The organism is Pseudofrankia sp. EUN1h, assembly GCF_001854645.1.
Lineage (GTDB): Bacteria > Actinomycetota > Actinomycetes > Frankiales > Frankiaceae > Pseudofrankia > Pseudofrankia saprophytica.
Map to the genome: position 1 here is coordinate 39,248 of NZ_MBLN01000064.1, position 19,221 is coordinate 58,468.

Here is a 19,221-nt window from a genome sequence, read left to right on the forward strand (position 1 = left end):
CACCTGCCACCGGCAGGCGATAAAAGCCGACGACAACGTCGGCGACCTGCCCGGACACCAGCCAACGAACGGCCGACGATATGCAGGGCAGCGCAGATCAGCTAAGGGGACGGCGGAGGTAACGACGAGAGGCCGGCACAGCGCCGTGCACAGCAAGAACCCCCACCAGCGCCCCGGATGAATCCAGAGAGACCAGCAGGAGAACGACAGCCACACCCACGCGACCGAAGCCACGCGGGCGGTGCGCCGGGAAGCATCGCACGCTTCACAGCACACTCACAAGTAGTTCCCATACATCCCTGTAGAGGATCAACATCGGCAGCCAGGAACCCTGCCACCTCAAAGGAACCAGGTGCGCGGCTACCACCCACAGAGGCAGTCAGTCAACGGCAGGAATAACTAGTCCGATCACTGATTGCCTCCAGGTTTCGTTACGGAGAGCGAGCGTCGCTACTCAGCGAAACATCGGACCGGACGCACACAGAAAGAGACACCGCACTCACGGCCGAGTGCGGGATTTCTCGCCAACCGCTGGTCAGACCGTCGACGGTCTGCCATAGTGGCTCACCGATCCCAGAAGTCCTCGCGCCACGAGCGCCATAACCCGGATACGCCCATCCCGAGAACCCGCCAGACATGGCTGGGTAGACAAGGCTGCCCGAACCCGTTCAGCCCGCGAAGCCCCACGGTCGTCAGGCCCCATCGACCGCCCGGCCATACCGCATAGCGCCCTGACAACGCGCCCGGCCATTCCGCCCGCCGGGCACTTCGGCCTGCCTACCAGCCGCCGCAGCACACTGCCAGGCGACAGACGAGACCATAAGAGCCTTCACGCCGGYGAAGCCGGACCAGTCACCGTCCACCGCCGGAACGGCCACCTCACGGCCTTTGCGGCCGGCAATGCCACGCCGCCGCCGCGAGGACGTGGTCTGCATCCATCGGAGACAGGAAGGAGCTGACGCGGGTGAGCCAGCACGACAGCCACCTCGCCGGGACAGACGAGCCAGCCCTCTCCCCGCCGTCAGCTCCCGAACACGCAGCACCGCCCACGACCCCCGCACCGCCGGCCGTGCCAGACGATGCTGTCCGCGACCCGCAGCCCTCAGCCACCAAGGCCACCAGCCCCACCGCGGACACCGCGGACACCGCCGACCCCAACGCCGCCTCCGCCGCCAGCATCAAGGACAGCCACGGCGCAAACCCCATAGACACCGGCCCCCAGATACCGGACGCCGACGAGGCTCCACCCCGTCGACAGCGAGGCCGGCACCGCCGCCGCCAGTCACGGACACGCACGACCGGCCTGCTGCACGCCGTCGGCCTGCCCGCCCTCGGGATCCCGGCCCTCCTCATCGCGCTGCTGTCCGGCGCCGACGCCCCCCTCGGCATCGGCAGCCACAGCACCTCGACCGCGCCACCCACCGCCAACAGCGGCTACATCCTGCCGCCACTGGGTTCAGGTGCCCTACCGGTGAGCCTCACGACCGCGGACGGCGCCGACGCGACCAGTCAGGTCCCCACGGACAACCTCGCCACCGCCGCCGCCTCCCCCGGCATCACCGGCGGCCTGATCCGGCTCACCGCCACCGAACGCCAGATCCCCGCCCGCGTCCTGACCGCCTACCAACAAGCCGCCAGCACCCTCACCACCGAACAGACCGGCTGCCACCTGCGCTGGCAACTCCTCGCCGGCATCGGCAAGATCGAAACCAACCACGCCACCGGCCGCACCATCACCCCAGAAGGCACCATCACCCCCGCCATCGTCGGCCCCCGCCTCGACGGCGCAAGCGGCTTCGCCCGCATCCGCGACACCGACCACGGCACCCTCGACCACGACACCACCTACGACCGCGCCGTCGGCCCGATGCAGTTCCTCCCCACCACCTGGACCAGCAGCGGCCGCGACGCCAACCACGACAACACCAAGAACCCGAACAACATCGACGACGCCACCCTCGCCGCCGGCAGCTACCTCTGCGCCTACCACCGCGACCTGTCCAACCCCACCGACCTCTACGCCGCGATCTACGCCTACAACCCCTCCGACACCTACGTCCGCGCCGTCCTCGCCTGGACCACCGGCTACACCAACACCACCCCGATAACCACTCCCACGCCGGTCACCACGCCCGCCCCGACGCCAACCCCGATCCCGACCGCACCGACCACCACCACCGACCCGACGCCCTTCCCGATCATCAACCTGACGCCACGAACTACCCCGGCAGCCACATCCGCCGAACCCACCGCGACGACGTCCACCTGCGCGCCGATCAGCCTGACAACCACCAGCCTCACCGCGACGACAGGCGCCACCACCCTCGACATCACCGGCCGCTACACCACCGCCACCGGCGCAGGGCCGACCGTCATCCACGCCGACGCCCGCGACACCACCGGCCACACCCTCACCACCACCGACACCACCCTCCCCACCACCCCACCGACCAGCCCTACCCTGCTCACCCGCCTCCCCCTCGACCACCTCACCACCCCCGGCCAGACCACCACCATCACCGTCACCCTCACCACCACCCCGACCGGCTGCCCAACCCAAACCCTGGTCGCCCTGACCGTCACCGGCATCACCCGCCCAGGCACCCCTGCCTCGCCAACCCCCATCCTCAGCAGCCCAGCAGCACGCACACCGACCAGCCCAAGCCCCGAAACTCCGACCTCGACCCCGACGACGCCATGACCACCACCCTGCTGGCCCCTTTCTCGCCGGTCGTCCGCGACGCCCGCGGACCGCAGGTCTCACGGTGAAATGAAGATCTTTCAGCTTGGCTCGATGCAACACCACCCATCCGATCGGGTCCTCGCCGCCACGAGAGCAGTCACCCGGCAGCACCGTCGAATCTCCTCGCGCCGAACCGTCGAGCGCGTGATTGGCTGCCCATGTGGCTGCGTCCGACGTTGATGTGCCGGCGAACTGGCACGGCGGATTCTACGAACTCGCGATCAACCTTGGACCACCCGACGACGCCCGCCTCGAACACGCCCTGACCGCGACGTGGGCAGCAGCAGGAGTGGTCGGCTGTCTCGCACCGGACGGAGACGCGGAGCATCGTCCGGCGCCGTGCACGTTGGAGGGGCTGGAGAGGTTCGGCCACCTCCACGGCGTGGTGAGGCTTCCCGACGGCGGCGCCACCGTGTGCGGCGCCATCGCGATCCGCGAGGACGACGGCGACGACTGGCTCGACTTCTATATCCCACTGGGCGCGCTCGCCGACCACGACCCGAGAGTCGGAGGATTCCCCTTCGGGGACGACGGCGGCGACGTCTCACGCGCCTGGCGCGAGCCGATCGACGCCTGGCTGGCCGACGTCGGGGCATCCGTCCACGAAAGCGTCCGCTACCGCTATGCGGTGATCGGGTTCGAGGCCGCAGGGCTGTCACTCCAGGAGGTCGCTGGCGGGCCCGACCGGTACTTCCACGTCCTGCACGACACCAGCGAAGGCCTTGAACGACTTCCCGTCACCCGGTGGGACTTCGGTATGCCGMCGTAAAACCTGAAGATCGACTTCGGGCGACGTGGATGTCTCGGCGTCGGTGTTGGYCGAGTGGATGATGGATGTGATGACCATCGACCGGCGGACACGTGCGTTTGACGCTCTACACGGGCTGGCTCTCGGGGATGCGCTGGGGTCGCAGTTCTTCGTACCTGCCCACCGTGACGCCCTGTCGCGACGCGGTCTTCCGCCCGGTCCGTGGCAGTGGACCGACGACACCGAGATGGCCTGCTCCATCGTCGCCGTACTGCAGCGGTGTGGCCGCATTGATCAGGACGTGTTGGCGGCGAGCTTCGCCGAGCATCACGACTTCGACCGTGGCTATGGCCCGGGGATGAACCGGCTGCTGCGGCTGATCCGGCACGGCGGCGCCTGGCGGGAACTCGCCGTCGGRCTGTTCGACGGCCAGGGCTCCTGGGGCAACGGCGCCGCCATGCGCGTCGCCCCACTCGGTGCCTGGTTCGGCGACGACCCGGCCGAGGCGGCGGCACAGGCGGCGCTGTCAGCAGAGGTCACGCACGCCCATCCGGAGGGCGTGGCCGGCGCGGTCGCCGTCGCGGTCGCCGCCGCACTGGCCACCCGCCCCGGCACACCCGAACCGCGGACCTTTCTCGACGAGGTCCTCAGCTACGTTCCGCCCGGCCGGGTGCGGCATGGTGTCTGGGCCGCGCGCGGTCTGGCGCATGTTCCGCACGCGCAGATCGCGGTCCGCGAGCTGGGCAACGGGCGGCACACCAGCGCGCAGGACACGGTGCCCTTCGCGCTGTGGGCCGCCGCCCGCCACCTCACCGACTACGAACAGGCCTTCTGGACAACCGCCGCCACCGGCGGCGACGTCGACACCACCTGCGCGATCGTCGGCGGAATCGTCGGAGCGCACCTCGGGGTCCAAGGCCTGCCTGGCGATTGGCGCACGACCATCGAGCCGCTTCCGGACTGGACCGATGTCGCCAGCGTCTCCGCTGGCAGGGAAGACGACCAGTAGCCCCTGCGCCGCCGCCGGTGCACGGGTGAAGGAACGAATCGGCGGGGGCGTCCGGGGCCGCCATCGGACCGGCTCGGTGTCATCGGCCAGCAGACACGGCGACCMGCGGAAATCAGCGACAGCAGGTGATTCCGCCATCGGCCACGACCATGACGCTATGTGACGTTGATTCATCACCGGATGTGCGAGAGAGCTGAAAATGGAACGGAGCCGTTGACCTGAAATTCCCAGACTTGGGAGCAGGGGCACATACGTCTCTGCCCGCGGAGCCGGCGCAGGCGCGTCAGCGGGGCCAGGCGACCGCGTTGGCACCGGTTTCGCGGCTGATGCTGGAGCCGGTGTCGGTCCAGGTTCCGAACTTCTCGCGGTGTAGGTGGGCGAAGAAGTAGCACATGGCTTCGCACTCGGCGTCGAGGATCGCCATTTTGGGGTTGGTCGTCACAACGTCGTAGAAGGCGCGGCCGAGGGCGACGATGTAGCCGCGGCAGTAGAGGAAGCCGTCGTCGGAGCCGTCGGTGACCTCGTGGATGTCCGCCCGGTCGATTTCGTGGAGCTTGCGTTCGAGGACCCGGTCGAGGGCGACCAGGTCCTCGCTCGGCAGGGCTTCGGAGAGGCTGCGGAGCGCGTCGAGGAACGGGTCCAGACAGTCGTCGATCGCGTAAGGGTCCGCGAGTTCGTCGTCGTTCGGGTCGCGCTCGATCAGCGCGTGGCGCAGGGCCAGTGGTTCGGGGCCGAGGCTGGTCCAGGCCGTCTCGATCAGCGCCCAGAACCTGGCCTCGTCGGCCGCGGTCGGCAGGATCCCCTGGGCGCTCGGCGGCTCCGTCATGAGCCGGATCGTAGCGAGCCGGGCGACGGACACGGGGGCTGTCGCCGGAGACGACGGAACAGGCGATCAAAGCGCTACAGGCGGCGCGCCGGGCACCCGGTTTCGAGTGGCAGCCGTCGTTGTGAGAGACGCGGACGTTGGTGCGTGTAGCGTGCCAGAATTCGATTCGGGTGCCTGGCCTGCGGTTTCGCTGTTTGACCAGGCGGCGCGGTGGTATTCGATGATCACGCCCCCGAGGATCTTGCAGCGCCGGACGGAGCCGTCGACGAACCACTTGGTGCATCACCCGTCCGCCGACGTTGCCGTCAACTACTGCCGTCAAGACCCAAGGACGCCCCGCCGGAACGTACTCCGGCGGGGCTTCTCCACGTTCACCAATAAAATCACACGGTCAAGTATGAAGATACTCAAGGAGGTCGACGAACGACGCTATTTATGCCGAACTCCACGAACCAACAAAGAAGTATTCGATTTGTAGATCCGCCCTGGAATCTGAGAGGCCGACAGCTTCTGTCATCGACAGTAGATTGTGCACACACCTCACGAAAGAATGCACATCCGAGCGAAGCAAATGGTCTAGGCCGCGGATCACGATCGCAACTGGAGCCTCGTCGCCTGACATTTGCAGATCCCAAATGCGATCGCTATATGCAGCCCAACTTCCCGCCCCGAGTTCGGAGAAATGAAGCCTCTTGGTGAGTTCCTTCAGGAGCTCTTCCTCAGGATTTCCCGCATCTCGTGGAAGATCCACGTAGACCAGACGGAAGCCTAGCCTAACAACGGTCTCGACCAGGATTTTCTCGTCATGCCCATCCACAAAGAAAGGCTTAGACCTCAACCATGGCAGGTTAGCCACCATGTCGACCCACAACTTCGGCGCTTTTGGCGTTTCAGCATCCACACTGCGGCCCTCGGATTTGAACGAATCCATCTTTGTAGTGTCCTGTATACCAGATTTCACCCTGACCCTCGAACACAGTCGACCGCTTTCCGGCCGATGGCTCCCAGGCATAGTCGGCAGGATATCCGTCTCGACATAGCAGTTTGGGTGACGCCGCCGACAGAGTCCCGTTCTCATCATCGACCTAATCACATTCTCGGCGTAAGGATGGAGATCCTCAGGAGCACCGCCGAGATTCACGTGCCCCGTAAAGTTCACCTTAATTATGCACCAAGACCGGCGTACCACGTTCACCATCCAGCCCGGCCCCGGCAGATAGGGAAAGCAGGACGCCGCCCCTCAATGTGCCGCGGGGTCGGCTATTCAGATCCTTACGGAAGGTGGCTGCCGCCGGAGTCGGGGCGGCGCTCGACCGGTGCCAAACCGGTGACGAACTGCGGCGCAGCCGACGGCACGAGCCGTCACCAACCGACACAAACAGCGATCACACCAGCCGAGCCGCGCACCCGATTGCCAACCGCCGCAGCACAAAACGGCTGTGAACGGCATCCCACGTCAGCCGACGACAGTAGCCCAGCCGGCCGGAAAAGAAGACTCATAATCCTCCGGTCGTGGGTTCGAGTCCAATGCCACTTGATTAGCGGGATGGTCGTGTTGTCAATTTCAACACACCAATAGACTGTCCAGGTTAGGGCAACCCGGGCTGGTCATTTGTCGAAGATGGACAACGCGCTCCGTCGGCGCGTTGATCCTGGTCCTCGTAGAATGGGTGGTGTGGCGCGTCTTTCGGAGACCTTTGAACTACCTGCGGTCGCTGGCGATCGGTTGACAGATCGGATTTCGATCGGTGTTCTCGCGCGGGTCGTTCCACGGGATGTCGTCGACGAGGTTCTCGCCGAGACGCGTCGGTTGGAACAGCGGACGAGGTCGCTGCCGGCGAGGGTCGTCGTCTATTTCACGATGGCGATGTGCCTGTTCTTCGAGGACGACCGCGAAGAAGTGATACGCCGACTCGTCGGAACCTTGCGGTGGCTGGGCTCGTGGAAGACGGAGTGGAAGATCCCGACGACAGGGGCGATCTCCCAGGCCCGGGTACGGCTGGGCGCGGAGCCAGTGAAACTGCTGTTCGAGCGGGTCGCGGTACCGGTCGCCGGGCTGGGCACGAAAGGTGCATGGCTCGGGTCGCGGCGGCTGATRGCCATCGATGGTTTCCAACTCGACGTCGCCGACACCGCCGAGAACGCCGAGGAGTTCGGCCGGTCCACGAACGGGCCGAAAGCGGCGGCATTCCCGCAGGCCATGGTCGTCGCGCTCGCCGAATGCGGCACCCACACGATCGTGGGCGCCGCGATCGGAGGCTGCCTCGGCGACGAGCGGTCACTCGCCGCACCCCTGCTGGATACCTGCGAGCCGGGGATACTGCTGACGACCGACGAAGCCTTCTATGGCTTCGACCTGTGGCGCCGCTTCGCGGCGACCGGCGCGGACCTGCTCTGGCGGGTCAACTCGCTGCTGACCCTGCCCGTCATCAAAGCCCTTCCCAACGGCTCCTACCTGTCGCTGCTGATCGACCCGAAAATCCCCGTCGCCAAACGAGGCCCACTGATAGCAGCTGCCCGCGCCGGCAACCCGCCACCTACCAGCACAGCGCTACCAGTCCGAGTCATCGAATACTCGATAGCAGACTCCGACACCCGCGGACCAAGTGAACTGATATGCCTGATCAGCACTGTCATCGACCACACCGACACCGCCGCGATCGAACTCGCCACCGCCTACCACGAACGCTGGGAAATCGAGAACATCTTCGACGAGACCAAAACCCACCAGCGAGGCGACAAACGCACCCTACGATCCAAGAAACCCGAGCTCGTGAAACAGGAAATCTGGGCGCTCCTGCTCACCCACTACGCCATACGCACCCTCATGACCCAAGCCGCCGACGAAGCCGATGCCGACCCCGACCGGCTCTCCTTCATGAGAACACTGCGCATCATCCGCCGCCAGGTCACCGACTAGGCGGACTTCCCCCCTGACCGACACGCCCACGCACTCCACCAGACCTACCTGGAAATCCGCGAACGCCTCACCCCCACCCGCCGCCACCGCAGCTACCCACGCGCCGTCAGACGAACCCGATACAACGGCTACCGCACCAAACGCCCAACCGACGTCGAGACCCGGTTCGCCACCCCACCCAAGATCATCCTTGCGCGGGCAGCTTAACTAAGCGGCATTGGGTTCGAGCCCCACCCGCCCCACACTCACTTCTGATGTTCCCGCAGGGTCAACGAGGTCGATGTGGATCAGCCTCGTCGGCCGGCGACCGGCTCGGGCAGCTCGATCGGCAACGAGTCTCCGCCGATATCGTCGAATCTTGCATATTTCGTTATCAGGCAAGATGCGGGCATCTCATCCGGACAGTGCTCCTACAGCAGGGGATCAGCAAGATCGAGAAGGTCTCAGACACCTACCTCGATCACAACCTCCTCCCGCAGCGCTTGGTCATCCTCGGGCATTCCACTCCTGCGCTGCATGGCAGGCACTGCTTCCTGTCACGCCTACCCTGGTCCCCGTCGGTCGGTGTATGGATTCCTCAGAGTCATCGGGGTGCGCGCGATGTCGAGCGCGAACTGAGGGAAGCGGGGRCCTGCCGTGTAGTAGCGGGCCCGGGTCCGGCCGACCGGTACCAGGACGTTAGCCGTGGTGAGGTCGCGGAGGTCACGTTGTGCCTGCTGCAGGCTCAGGCCTTCGGCGTGCTCGTAGCGTGAGCGCCGGACGCGTCCGGCCATGGCGACGTCGTGGAGGGCGGTCACCACTCGCTCGTCCAGGCCGTTGCCGCCAGCGAACTCCGAGAGCGCGCGCCATACCTGTCCGGAGCGGTCGAGCCGGCCTTGAACTGTCTGGGCCTGCTGGTGGTAGGCAGTCAGATTGAAGCCGACCCAGCTGGCGACGTCCTGGTCGGGAACGTACGTCGGGCCCCGATCGGCCAGTTCACGATAGTAATCCCAGGTGTTGCCGGGGCGGCCGAGCCACGCCTCGATAGACGAGAACTCCGGCGCGAGGACACCTTCCCGGGCGATCATCAGCGTCTGGAKCGAACGGGACATCCGGCCGTTCCCGTCAACCCAAGGGTGGATCGACACAAGGTGTAGATGTGCCATAGCCGCCCGTACGAGCAGGTGGGTGTCATCCTCGGTGTCGAGCCAGTCGACGAGCTCCTCCATGAGGGTCGGGACGTCGTTGGCGTCGGGGGCGGTGTAGGCCGCGATGCTTGGATCGCGGGCGTCCGTGACGTAGACGGGACCCCGGCGCCATTGTCCGGCCGGCTTGCGGGCGATATGACGATGGCCCTGCAACATCCAGTGCAGCGCGTTGAAGAGACCCTTGCTGTAGGCGAAGTCTTGGGCATCGTGGAGCGTCTGGATGTAGGTCATCATCCGCTGGTAGGCGAGGGTTTCTTCACGGTTTTCGTCTGAGACCTCGACGTCTCTCTCRCCATCTATCAAGTCCTCGACATCGACTGTGGACACCTTGAAACCCTCGATGGAGTTCGAGGCCGCGACCGCATCGGCGGTCAGGAACTTCCGGAGCCCAGCGGTCCATTTCGCCGGTGTGGCCTGGATTTGGTGCCTCAGCGCCTGCCGCATGGCGTCGATCTCGTCGAGCGCGCGCTCGTCGGCAGGCGCGAGCGACGGCGTGGGGTAGAGCATGCACAGATGATATGTTGACGCAGTCATCACGTCAAAAGATCGCTACCGTTCGAGTCAGACCGGCCGGCGGATCTAGGGCGCACGTCGGACGCAACCTGGGCCTGCGGCCCGCTCTGGYCCGCCAGGTGACCTGTCCAGCATGTGACGCCCACCATGTTGATCACTCAGACGGGCTGTCGACCAATCGCGATACAGAGGAGTATTCGACGCTCCACAGTCACGCGGCGGCAATGAGGGACGAACGGCTCACACCGCCGCGAGCAACCGAATGACCTGATCACAAGAAGATCTACGATCACGATCACCCGACTCGGCTCAACGCAACATTCCCCCGCCGCTGGCCCCGACCACCGGGCGCGCCCTGCGCACACACAGGGCGATGCGCCCACGCGGGAACTATCTACTCCGCCCCGGCGACCCGCCCGGCTCCMGCCACCAGTGGGAGACGTGGTTCCGCGCCGCACGCACCGCGATCACCCACACGGCGATCATGATGCCCGGCGCCCCCGACCGAGYCGGCGATCGACACCGCCTCCGTACATGCCAGCTGCCACTGCCGACATCCAGCCGGCCAACCACCTCAACGAGCCCCTCAACGACCACCGCCCCACCAGGGACGAGACCAGCGTCCACCGAACCACGATCCAGCGATCGTCACCTCATCTCGACGGTCCAGTCCACCGCCACCAGTCCTCGGAGGCGTGATCAGCGACCACCACCGCGCCGCCTGACCCGGCGGCGCGGTTGTCTGCCCAACTCGATCGCTGTGACCTTTTGCGTCTCCACTCCGAACTGGAAAACGACTCATCGCAGGTCAGGTAGGTTGCTGCGCATGCCCGACCTCGCACCCGCCTCGCCTGCCGACGCGTATGCGGCCCTGCTGGAGGGCAACGCGCGGTTTGTGCATGGGGAACGGCTGCATCCCAATCAGGACGCCGACCGCCGATCAGCGGTGGTGCCACGGCAACGCCCGTTCGCGGTGCTGTTCGGATGTTCCGACTCCAGACTCGCCGCCGAGATCATCTTTGACCGGGGGCTGGGCGACCTGTTCGTGGTCCGTACCGCCGGCCATGTCGCGGGACCCGAGGTGCTGGGCAGCATCGAGTACGGCGTCCACGTGCTGGGGGCACCGCTGGTCGTCGTCCTTGGTCATGACTCGTGCGGCGCCGTCACCGCCGCATCCGAGGCTGACCGGGACGGGGTCGCACCGGCTGGCTATATCGGAGACGTGGTGGAGCGGGTCATGCCCAGCATCCTGTGGGCGCGCGCGGCAGGATGCACCGACATCGACCAGTTCGTCGAGGCGCACATACGCCGGACGGTCGACGGACTGGTGGGACGGTCGGCCCTCCTGGCGACCGAGGTCGCGGCAGGCCGGTGCGCGATCGTCGGGCTGTCCTACCGCCTGGCGGACGGCACCGTCAGCGTCGTGTCCGGTAAGGGGCCTCTCCCCCAGGTGGTCCGGTGATCCACACGAGTGCCCCGATCCGCGCGGATGACCGAGCGCCCTGACGGCGGGAGCGGTGTCTGCTGGCCGCGCCGGGCGCAGACCGGACAGCCTTGGATGCTGTGAACAGGGTCTGACCGGGCATGTCGACGATCGCGACGCCGCCCGGCCGTGCCGCCGCAGCCCGGCCGACAGAGGGTTCGCCGACGAGACATAGTGCGCCACGAGGCGCTTGGCCGTATCCCGGCTCAGCTGGAAGGGGACTCGAAGGGAGGTCCCTGGGTCCGATGGCTCACCCCGACCGGAGGCACCAGCGTGACCCATGGCGCTCCCGAAGGAGCACCAGACGGCGCAGGTGTACTCAACGTGTCGATCCGCGGGTCCGCATGAACAGACTTCCGCCGAGCGCCGCGAACCAGGCGGCCAGGACGATCTGGCTGCAGGTCACCGCCGCGACCGAGAACAGCCACGGGTAGGCGGCCACCAGCTGGAGGATGCCCGCGATGACGCCCAGCACGCCCAGGGCTGCGCCCCTCTCGCGGTCACGGATCATCGCGACTCCGATGGTGAGGCCGGCGACCATCAGGATGAGACTCACCGCGTGGGCTCCCCCCGCCCAGGTGGTGACGACGAGTGCCAGGGCTGATGGATCGCCGGCGACGTCCATGCCGTAGGCGGGATAGACAAGCCGGCCGTACACGACGCCGAAGACCACGCTCACCGGGGTGGTCAGTGCGATCAGCGCGACTCCCACAGCAATCCCCGGCCGACGGCGAGCGCCCATACCCTGCCACGCCCCGACCACACCCACGGCGAGCAGCGCCGCGCCGATGACGAGGCATTCGTCAACCAGGGCGAGCGTCAGATGATGGGACTCGGTCCACATCGACAGCTCCTCGGCTGTCGAAGGTGGCCATGCCGTGGCCTGGAGCACGGCCGCCGCGCCGGCGAGGAGCCCCGAGAGGACCAGCGCGAATCCGGAAATACGGAGGATACCTTTCTCTGGCGCAGAAGCCTTGCCGATGAATCCACGGTCAGGTTGTGGTTCGACTCGCTCAGCATGAGCCGCCGACATCCGTCTTGCCGATGATGGAATGTCAATCACGACCTTGCGACTCCTTTCCTGAATTGCGGCTCTCCCGGTGCCAAAGGTGCTGCCCACGCACAGGTCCACCTCGGCCGCCCGGCTCGCAGCGGATCGCCGAACGCGCGCGAAAGACCTCGACAAACGAGCCGAGGGCCTGCCGTGCAAGAATCCTCGCTCGCGCTTTGCGGCAGATCTGGTGAGCCAGGCCGATCCTTTGGCCATGCTGAAGGCCGCGACGCGCCAGCCGTCGCATGGTCAAGATTTCCGGCCGGTCATGAACGCCCGCGCACCCGCACCGCTCCCACCGACGCCGTCTTCCCTGGTCGCCGCCGGAGACAGGCTGAAACCGTGGGTCGGGGCTCGATGACAAGTTGTCGACAGCCATGGCGGCTTGGTCCGGAGCCTCATCAACACCCATCACCCGGGTCCCGGCCTCCGTCACGCCGACGCCGATCTCCTGCACGACGCCTCGGGAGCCCCCGACCGCGACCCGGCAACCAGCAAGACCCCCTCAGGCATGCCTCACTCATGGAACTAACAGTACCGTACTTGGTATTGATGGTACCGTACATGGTACTGCCCTGCTAGGGTGGGCTCATGCCACGGCCGCGCATGAACGACCGGGAGATGGAGCGACGGATGCTCGATGCCGCCGTCGCGCTCGTGCACGAACAAGGCATCTCCACCGGCCTGGAGGGGATTGCGTTCGACGAAGTCGTCCGACGGGCGGAAGTCTCGCGGACGTCCGCATATCGCAGGTGGCCCAAGCGCGACCAGTTCTACGGCGAAGCACTCCTGAGGCTGGCAAGCGGCACCATCCTCCCCGCACCAGAGACGAGCGTCACCGGTCCTGCGGCCAAGGTCGTGGTGGACTATGCCCACCGGCTGAATTCCCCTCAGGAGCGCCGCAACCTCGTGGTCGAGCTGCTCCGCGTGTCCATCGGCAAGGACTACGAGGTGGTCAGTACGGCTCCTGAGTGGCGGACCTTCACCAGCCTGCTGGCAAGCCACCAGCGCATCAGTAACGAAGATGTACGCGAAGCGGTCGCCGCCGAGCTGGTCGCCACGGAACGTCGCGCCGTCGAGGTACGAGCCCGAGCGTATGCGTTGTTCACCGCACTACTCGGATACCGCCTCGCCCCACCGCTGGCTGGACCCGACGGATTCGAACTCATGAGTCGCGCGGCCGGAGCCACCATGACGGGTCTGCTCACAAAGCTCAATCTCAGCGATCCCGACGGTCAGGTTCCGCGGCGTATGCGAGCCTTCGGAAGCACCGAGTACGCGGAATGGACGCCCGCCGTATACATAATCACCTCGACCGTCCTCGGTTACATCGAACCCGATCCCGGGATCGAATGGAGTCCGGCCCGAGTCGACGATCTGCTGACCGCCATCACGGGTTTCACCTCGCAGGCCTGACGTCATGGGCAGGATCGGTGTGCGGGGCGTGGCTGACCACGGCCCGGTCGAAGCTGTCGATCCGGCTCCAGGCCAGCAGGGTCTCGAGCTCCTCGCGGTACTCGGCCACCAGGTCGTCGCCGTCGGCGGCGAGCAGCGGGGACAGCAGCTCGGCCATCCGCGCGGCGACCGCGTAGGTCGACGAAAGCCTGCCACCACTGCCCACGCGGCAGGGACCAACCACGCCCGAACTCAGCCGACCGCAATCATGACCGTCTGAGGACCCTTCAGCGGATCGGGTCGAACCACCCTTCATGACAGCACCGAGGCGCGACATGATGTCCGACACATTTGGACTCCCGTGAGTAGCCGGGAGGGATTGCGTGAACCTGCCGATTCACACGGCTCCCGTCGTCCCGTCGTCCACGATCACGACTTGCGGAGCCTCCAGCGGTCGAAGAGCCCCGGGTAGAGCCTCGCGATCCTGCCCAAGGCTCGCCCATTCCGGCTCCACCTGCCGCAGGGTTGATCTCCTTCGCGAGCTCGACACTCGTACCCGAGGAGGATGCAAGAGGCGTGTTCGGACGAGCCACGCCTCGTGTCGGCCCGGCAGTACACGATGCGGGTTCCACCCGGATGGAGCTCCAACCCCCCGCGCTTGGCCAGACGCCGCGGGACCGCGTCACGCACATGACGCGCTTCGGTCTCGCCGGCCGAGAAGACCGCCGCCGAGCGAGACCGACTCCGAGACCAGCCGCAGGAACGCCAGCAGCCCGGCGCCGTTCGCGTCCGCCGTCCTCGCGGCCAGCGCCCACTCAGCCTCCTGACTGTCCCAGAGCTGGGGCCGCGGCTCCTTACGCGGCGGCTTCACCAAGTGCCCGCGGGACCTGCCATGACGGGAGCTGACTTTCCCGGAATCCGTGGTCGTGCGACCGGGTAACCGGGCAGAATGAGTTGGCAACGGAGTATCCCGGGACTCGGGAAGTGACTTCAACGATCCCGACCATGCCGGCCGGCCCCGTTGCCTGTGCAGGCACCCATCTTCCGTCACGGTCCGTCACCCTGACCGGAGGCAGTTCGCCACCATCACATCAGCCCGGCCATCACACCCTGTCACTGAAATCGGGTCGCGGTCTATGCCGCCGCGCGCATCAACCTCTCCCGGCCATCCTCGCGAAGATCACATGAAGCGCTCTGACTTGCGATTATGGCTCCTTCCTCAACCCTGTGCGCCTCCTTGGAGCAGCCCGCGACCCCCATGACTCCAGGAGTGCCCGACGCCGCACCTCAGGAAAACGAGAGCGGTCCGTGATCACCATTCACAACCAGGAGACAGGCCAAGACGCGATGAATGGCGAGCAGATCCTCACCGTGCACGAAGCTGCGCGCTCCTGGCAGCCGAACAGGAACGCTGCCGAAGCCCTGGCGCACACCGTCGAATGGCTAACCTACTTCCAGGTCTACACGCCCCGAGCTGAGAGGTACGCCACACTTTCAGCCTGGGTGTACCCTCTGGCCCCGCTGCCGGAGTTGGAACTCGCTTGCGACATCAGCAGCTTCTTTCGGATCTACGACGACTTCACGGACGACCTGGCGGCGGATATCAGCCGCATCAACGTGATCAGCGCGGAGCTCACCGGGATTCTGTACGGGAGACCCCCGAAGTCCCACATGGGGATGATCTTCAGTGATCTGTGGACCCGGCAGATCATCAGTTCGCCGGACCAGTGGGTGGCTCGGGCCAGCGAGCACTGGGAATGGTATTTCAACACGCAGGCCACGTACGCGGCGATGCGGGACCGGCGGCTGGACACGACGGTCGAAGAGTACTTGGAACTACGCCAGGGAAACGGCGCGGTGCCGCTGTGCCTGGTGCTCGGCGAGAAGGTGAACTTCACCTACCTGGCGCCGTACATCCACCACTGCACACAGTTGCGACTGCTGCGCAAGTTGGCCAGCGACATCATCGTGTACTGCAACGACGTCTACTCGTCGGTCCGCGACGCGAAGCGTGACGACCCGCGCAACCTGATCACGATCATCCGCGACCAGGACGGCTGCGACTGGCAGGAGGCGAGAGCCCGCTGCGAGCGGGAGATGCGAACGCTCGACGAGTCGATRCACACCACAAAGCAGCGCCTTGACACGGCCTGCGACGTGCTGCAGTTCACCGACGCGGAACGCGCCCAGGCCCGGATGGGAGCGCGGATCGTCGACGACTGGAACTGGGGTTACCAGGCGTGGGCCGCCGCCAACGAGCTGCTGATGGACACGGATCCGCCGCGCGAGGAGATCTCTCGCATGCTCACCTCACCGCGGGCGGCCTAGAGGGCCCAAGGATGTGCGAAAATGATCTTCTTTCGCGCATCCGGGCGGCCGCTGTACCCAGAGTCACTGATAGGTGCGTCGGAAACAAAAGAGTGGMGCCCGGGAATCGCTCCCGAGCGCCACTGAGCGGTACGTCAGCCGACCGCGAAGACCCTAGCGCCGACGGCGGAACAGGCCGACCAGCGCGGCCCAGAAGCCACCGCGGGTGTCCGACTCGGCCTGCGCTTCGGCCTCGGCCACCGCCGCCAGCGCGTCCTTGGCGGCACTCGGCTCGACCGGGGCGGAGGCCGCCGGGGCGGCTGGCGCAGACCGCAGGGCCAGGCGGCGCTGCGGGGCGAACGTGACCGGGAGCGCGTCAAGGTGCCGGGACCAGGTCGAGGCGGTCCAGGTCAACTGGTCCTCCGGCACCGCGAGGTGCAGGTCGGGCAACCGGTTGAGCAACACGTCGACGCCGGTGTCGGTGATGGCGCGGGCGATCTCCTGCCCCGAGCACTCGTGCGGGCCCCGGCTGAACGCCAGATGCGAGCGGTTGCCGTGCATCGGCGCGCCGGGATCCGGGCGGATCTCCGGATCCGCGTTGCCCGCCGCGATGCCGAGCAGCAGCATGTCGCCCTCGCGAATCTCCTTGTCGGCGAAATGCATGTCGTGCGTGGCGAACCGCGCCGGGCAGACCAGCAGCGGCGGATCGTCCCACAGCATCTGCTCGACCGCGTCCGGCAGCGTCATGAGCCCACCGGTGAGCGACGCGCGGAAGCGGGGGTCGGTCAGCACCATCCGCAGCGTGTTCGAGACCAGGTTCGTCGTGGTCTCGTAGCCCAGCACGATCACCACGCGCAGGTGGTTGAGCACCTCCTCGTCGGTCAGCCCCGAGGGGTGCTGGATGAACCAGGACGCCAGGTCGTGCGCGGGGGTTTTGCGCCGCGCCTGGGTCAGCGACTGCAGGGTGCTGATGATGTACTGGTTGTGCGCGTACGCCTCCTCGCCACCRCTGACCATGCCGACGATGGCTTCGACCAGTTTCCGGYCGTACCCCTCGCTCAGGCCGACCAACCGGCTCAGCACGAGCATCGGAAGGTGCGCGGCGAACTGGGTCACCAGGTCCGCGCGGCCGTCCTCGACGAAGCCGTCGATCAGCTGGTTCGCGTAGCGCTGCACGTGCCGCCGGGTGCCGCCCCGGTCGAACCTGGTCAGGCACTCGTTGACCGCGGCGCGCAGCCGCTGATGCTCCTCGCCGTCGTAGGACACGACGTCGGGACGCCATCCGATGAGCTGAAGCAGCGGGTCGTCCGCGGCGATCCTGCCCTCGTTCCAGTCCCGCCAGAGCCGGGCGTCCCGGGTGAACCGGCTCGGGGTGCGCGCGACCTCCATGTTCTCCCGGTAACCGAGCACCAGCCAGGCCGGGACGCCACCCTCGAGTTCCACCGGGGCGATCCCGCCGTGTTCCGCGCGGAGCTTCTCGTAGACCGCGCCGGGATCGTGCTGCGCTTCCGGGCCGTAGAGCGCGGTCAGTGCGGCACCCTGTGCGAAGGCCGCGTGCGCCGGACACCCCGGCGGCGGGATCGCAGCGTCCGATTCCGCGCCTGATGACTGGGGTATGACTGTCGACACGCTTACTCCGTGGCGGCTGAGGCGGCCACCGGGGCCGCGGACTGGGTGGACAGCCGGTACAGGTAGCGCATGAGGGCCAGCAGGGTGTCCCGGCTCGAGGCCCGGCTGCGCGCATCGCACGCGACGATCGGCACGGCGGCCGGCAGATCCAGCGCGGCACGCACCGCTTCCAGCGGGTGGGTCGGGGCGTCCGGGAAGACGTTGACGGCCACGATGAACGGCACGCCRCCGTCCTCGAGCCGCCCGATGACGTCGAAGCTGGCCTCGAGCCGCCGGGTGTCGACCAGCACGACGGCGCCAAGGGCTCCCTCGAACAGACCGGTCCACAGGAACCAGAAGCGCTGCTGTCCGGGCGTGCCGAACAGGTAGAGCACCAGTTGCTCGTTGATGCTGATCCGGCCGAAGTCCATGGCCACGGTGGTCGCGTCCTTCTGCTCGACCCCGCGGACGTCGTCCACACCGACGCTGACCTCGGTCATCGTCTCCTCGGTCGTCAGCGGTCTGATCTCGCTGACGGAGCCGACCAGGGTCGTCTTGCCGACGCCGAACCCACCGACCACGACGATCTTGACCGCGGTGGTGGCCGAGGCGGGCAGCGCGTCCTCGCGCGCCGGTCCGACGGCCAGCTCAGAGCCTCTGGAGTCCATTCATCACCGCCTTGAGCAGTTCAGGATCGCYGAGTCCGTCCATGCGCACCGAGGCGCGCACCTCGACGAGCGATTCCCTGAGCAGGTCGGAGACCAGGATGGCGACCACGCTGAACGGCAGCTTGAGGTACGCCGAGATCTCCGCCATGGACAGGGGCCAGTGGCACATGCGCAGGATGGACGCGTGCTCCGGCTGCATCTCCGGCCGGGCCGCGGCCCGCGCCACCACGAGGGTGATCAGGTCGATGTCGGCCCGGCGGCCCGAGGCGCCGCGCCCGCCGGTGAGGACGTACAGGCGCTCGGGGCCGCCCTCCTCCCAGGCGGAGGGCGCGTCGTTGATCGGGGACGGGGTCACCCGGCCGTCCTCTCCTCCATCCGCGGCGGACTGGTGAGATGCTCACCGATGCGTGCGACCAGGTTGCGCATCTGCTGCCCCATCAACCCCGCGTCCACCCCTTCGTCAGCCAGCACCGCGAGGTACGCGCGCGCGCCGGCCGCCATGAGGTAGAAGAATCCCCCGCCCACCTCGATCACCACGAGCCGCATGCGCTTGTCCCCCTGCGGGAACTCGGCGCCGACGGCGGCGGACAGGCTCTGCAGTCCGGCGCACGCGGCCGCGAGGCGGTCGGCGGTGTCCACATCTGTGTTGTGCTGGGCCATGCGCAGGCCGTCCGCGGTCAGGACGATGACATGCCGGGTGCCCGGCACGCTCTCCGCAAGGTCCTTGAGCATCCAGTCCATGCTGGGCCGCAGGTGGTCCATC

General features: G+C 66.9%; 16 protein-coding genes. 7 read left to right on the plus strand and 9 right to left on the minus strand.

Features of this window, described 5'->3' with window-relative positions; genetic code table 11:
- The first annotated feature begins 964 nt into the window (after window positions 1-964).
- The 3 genes from BCD49_RS43675 to BCD49_RS23770 all read left to right on the plus strand — a co-directional run bounded on the left by BCD49_RS43675 (window position 965) and on the right by BCD49_RS23770 (window position 4,500).
- Entirely contained in the window at window positions 965-2,701 is a 1,737-nt protein-coding gene (locus BCD49_RS43675; RefSeq protein WP_007506811.1) for a lytic transglycosylase domain-containing protein, read from the plus strand.
- 202 nt (window positions 2,702-2,903) lie between these two features.
- Window positions 2,904-3,512 (plus strand): hypothetical protein, encoded by a 609-nt coding sequence (locus BCD49_RS23765; protein WP_241832385.1) that lies wholly within the window; start codon window positions 2,904-2,906, stop codon window positions 3,510-3,512.
- A 70-nt stretch (window positions 3,513-3,582) separates the two neighbouring features.
- Window positions 3,583-4,500 carry an ADP-ribosylglycohydrolase family protein gene (locus BCD49_RS23770; protein WP_106410665.1) on the plus strand — a complete coding sequence of 306 codons (918 nt, stop codon included), beginning with the start codon at window positions 3,583-3,585 and terminating at the stop codon, window positions 4,498-4,500.
- A gap of 283 nt (window positions 4,501-4,783) precedes the next feature.
- Here BCD49_RS23770 and BCD49_RS23775 read toward each other — a convergent pair whose 3' ends face one another.
- Both BCD49_RS23775 and BCD49_RS43205 read right to left on the minus strand, forming a co-directional pair.
- Window positions 4,784-5,326, minus strand: coding sequence for a DUF4240 domain-containing protein (locus BCD49_RS23775; RefSeq protein ID WP_035931963.1), 543 nt, complete (start codon window positions 5,324-5,326; stop codon window positions 4,784-4,786).
- 433 nt (window positions 5,327-5,759) lie between these two features.
- Complete coding sequence (locus BCD49_RS43205) at window positions 5,760-6,257, minus strand: hypothetical protein (protein ID WP_131803563.1); 498 nt, start codon at window positions 6,255-6,257, stop codon at window positions 5,760-5,762.
- Between the two features lie 744 nt (window positions 6,258-7,001).
- Here BCD49_RS43205 and BCD49_RS23780 point away from each other — a divergent pair.
- Window positions 7,002-8,246 (plus strand): IS4 family transposase, encoded by a 1,245-nt coding sequence (locus BCD49_RS23780; RefSeq protein WP_083401662.1) that lies wholly within the window; start codon window positions 7,002-7,004, stop codon window positions 8,244-8,246.
- A gap of 542 nt (window positions 8,247-8,788) precedes the next feature.
- Here BCD49_RS23780 and BCD49_RS23785 read toward each other — a convergent pair.
- Window positions 8,789-9,940: a Fic family protein gene (locus tag BCD49_RS23785; protein WP_071041924.1), complete on the minus strand. Its 1,152-nt coding sequence runs from the start codon at window positions 9,938-9,940 to the stop codon at window positions 8,789-8,791.
- 832 nt (window positions 9,941-10,772) lie between these two features.
- On the opposite strand from BCD49_RS23785, the gene BCD49_RS23790 reads away from it, so the two are divergent.
- Complete coding sequence (locus tag BCD49_RS23790; RefSeq protein ID WP_007506818.1) at window positions 10,773-11,408, plus strand: carbonic anhydrase; 636 nt, start codon at window positions 10,773-10,775, stop codon at window positions 11,406-11,408.
- Window positions 11,409-11,748: 340 nt separating this feature from the next.
- On the opposite strand, the gene BCD49_RS23795 is transcribed toward BCD49_RS23790, so the two are convergent.
- The gene (locus BCD49_RS23795; RefSeq protein ID WP_131803564.1) at window positions 11,749-12,549 is read right to left on the minus strand and encodes a hypothetical protein; all 801 of its coding nucleotides are present in this window, start codon (window positions 12,547-12,549) and stop codon (window positions 11,749-11,751) included.
- 564 nt (window positions 12,550-13,113) lie between these two features.
- Here BCD49_RS23795 and BCD49_RS23800 point away from each other — a divergent pair.
- Window positions 13,114-13,896, plus strand: a complete 783-nt coding sequence (locus BCD49_RS23800; RefSeq protein ID WP_198536218.1) for a TetR/AcrR family transcriptional regulator — start codon at window positions 13,114-13,116, stop codon at window positions 13,894-13,896.
- Here BCD49_RS23800 and BCD49_RS23805 read toward each other — a convergent pair.
- Entirely contained in the window at window positions 13,880-14,101 is a 222-nt protein-coding gene (locus BCD49_RS23805; protein ID WP_027141369.1) for a hypothetical protein, read from the minus strand. The genes BCD49_RS23800 and BCD49_RS23805 overlap by 17 nt on opposite strands.
- 1,082 nt (window positions 14,102-15,183) lie before the next feature.
- Between BCD49_RS23805 and BCD49_RS23815 the strand changes: the two genes are divergently transcribed.
- On the plus strand, window positions 15,184-16,203 hold the full coding sequence (locus BCD49_RS23815) for a terpene synthase family protein (RefSeq protein ID WP_071041925.1): 1,020 nt from the start codon (window positions 15,184-15,186) through the stop codon (window positions 16,201-16,203).
- Between the two features lie 153 nt (window positions 16,204-16,356).
- Here the strand turns inward: BCD49_RS23815 and BCD49_RS23820 are convergent, their stop codons facing one another.
- Genes BCD49_RS23820 through BCD49_RS23835 form a run of 4 tightly spaced genes read right to left on the minus strand, consistent with a single transcriptional unit; the run spans window position 16,357 to window position 19,220 of the window.
- Window positions 16,357-17,811, minus strand: coding sequence for a cytochrome P450 (locus tag BCD49_RS23820; RefSeq protein ID WP_071041926.1), 1,455 nt, complete (start codon window positions 17,809-17,811; stop codon window positions 16,357-16,359).
- A gap of 2 nt (window positions 17,812-17,813) precedes the next feature.
- Entirely contained in the window at window positions 17,814-18,458 is a 645-nt protein-coding gene (locus BCD49_RS23825) for a GTP-binding protein (protein ID WP_007506824.1), read from the minus strand.
- The gene (locus BCD49_RS23830; protein ID WP_071041927.1) at window positions 18,439-18,813 is read right to left on the minus strand and encodes a DUF742 domain-containing protein; all 375 of its coding nucleotides are present in this window, start codon (window positions 18,811-18,813) and stop codon (window positions 18,439-18,441) included. Before BCD49_RS23830 ends, BCD49_RS23825 begins: the two co-directional genes overlap by 20 nt.
- Entirely contained in the window at window positions 18,810-19,220 is a 411-nt protein-coding gene (locus BCD49_RS23835; RefSeq protein WP_007506826.1) for a roadblock/LC7 domain-containing protein, read from the minus strand. The genes BCD49_RS23830 and BCD49_RS23835 overlap by 4 nt, the downstream gene beginning before the upstream one ends.
- Window position 19,221 lies beyond the last annotated feature (1 nt).

Excerpts from the sequence above, each read along its gene's own strand:
- BCD49_RS23775 (WP_035931963.1), bottom strand. The coding sequence starts at position 5,326 with ATGACGGAGCCGCCGAGCGCCCAGGGGATCCTGCCGACCGCGGCCGAC.
- BCD49_RS23835 (WP_007506826.1), bottom strand. The coding sequence starts at position 19,220 with ATGGACCACCTGCGGCCCAGCATGGACTGGATGCTCAAGGACCTTGCG.
- BCD49_RS23790 (WP_007506818.1), top strand. The coding sequence starts at position 10,773 with ATGCCCGACCTCGCACCCGCCTCGCCTGCCGACGCGTATGCGGCCCTG.
- BCD49_RS23800 (WP_198536218.1), top strand. The coding sequence starts at position 13,114 with ATGCTCGATGCCGCCGTCGCGCTCGTGCACGAACAAGGCATCTCCACC.
- BCD49_RS43205 (WP_131803563.1), bottom strand. The coding sequence starts at position 6,257 with ATGGATTCGTTCAAATCCGAGGGCCGCAGTGTGGATGCTGAAACGCCA.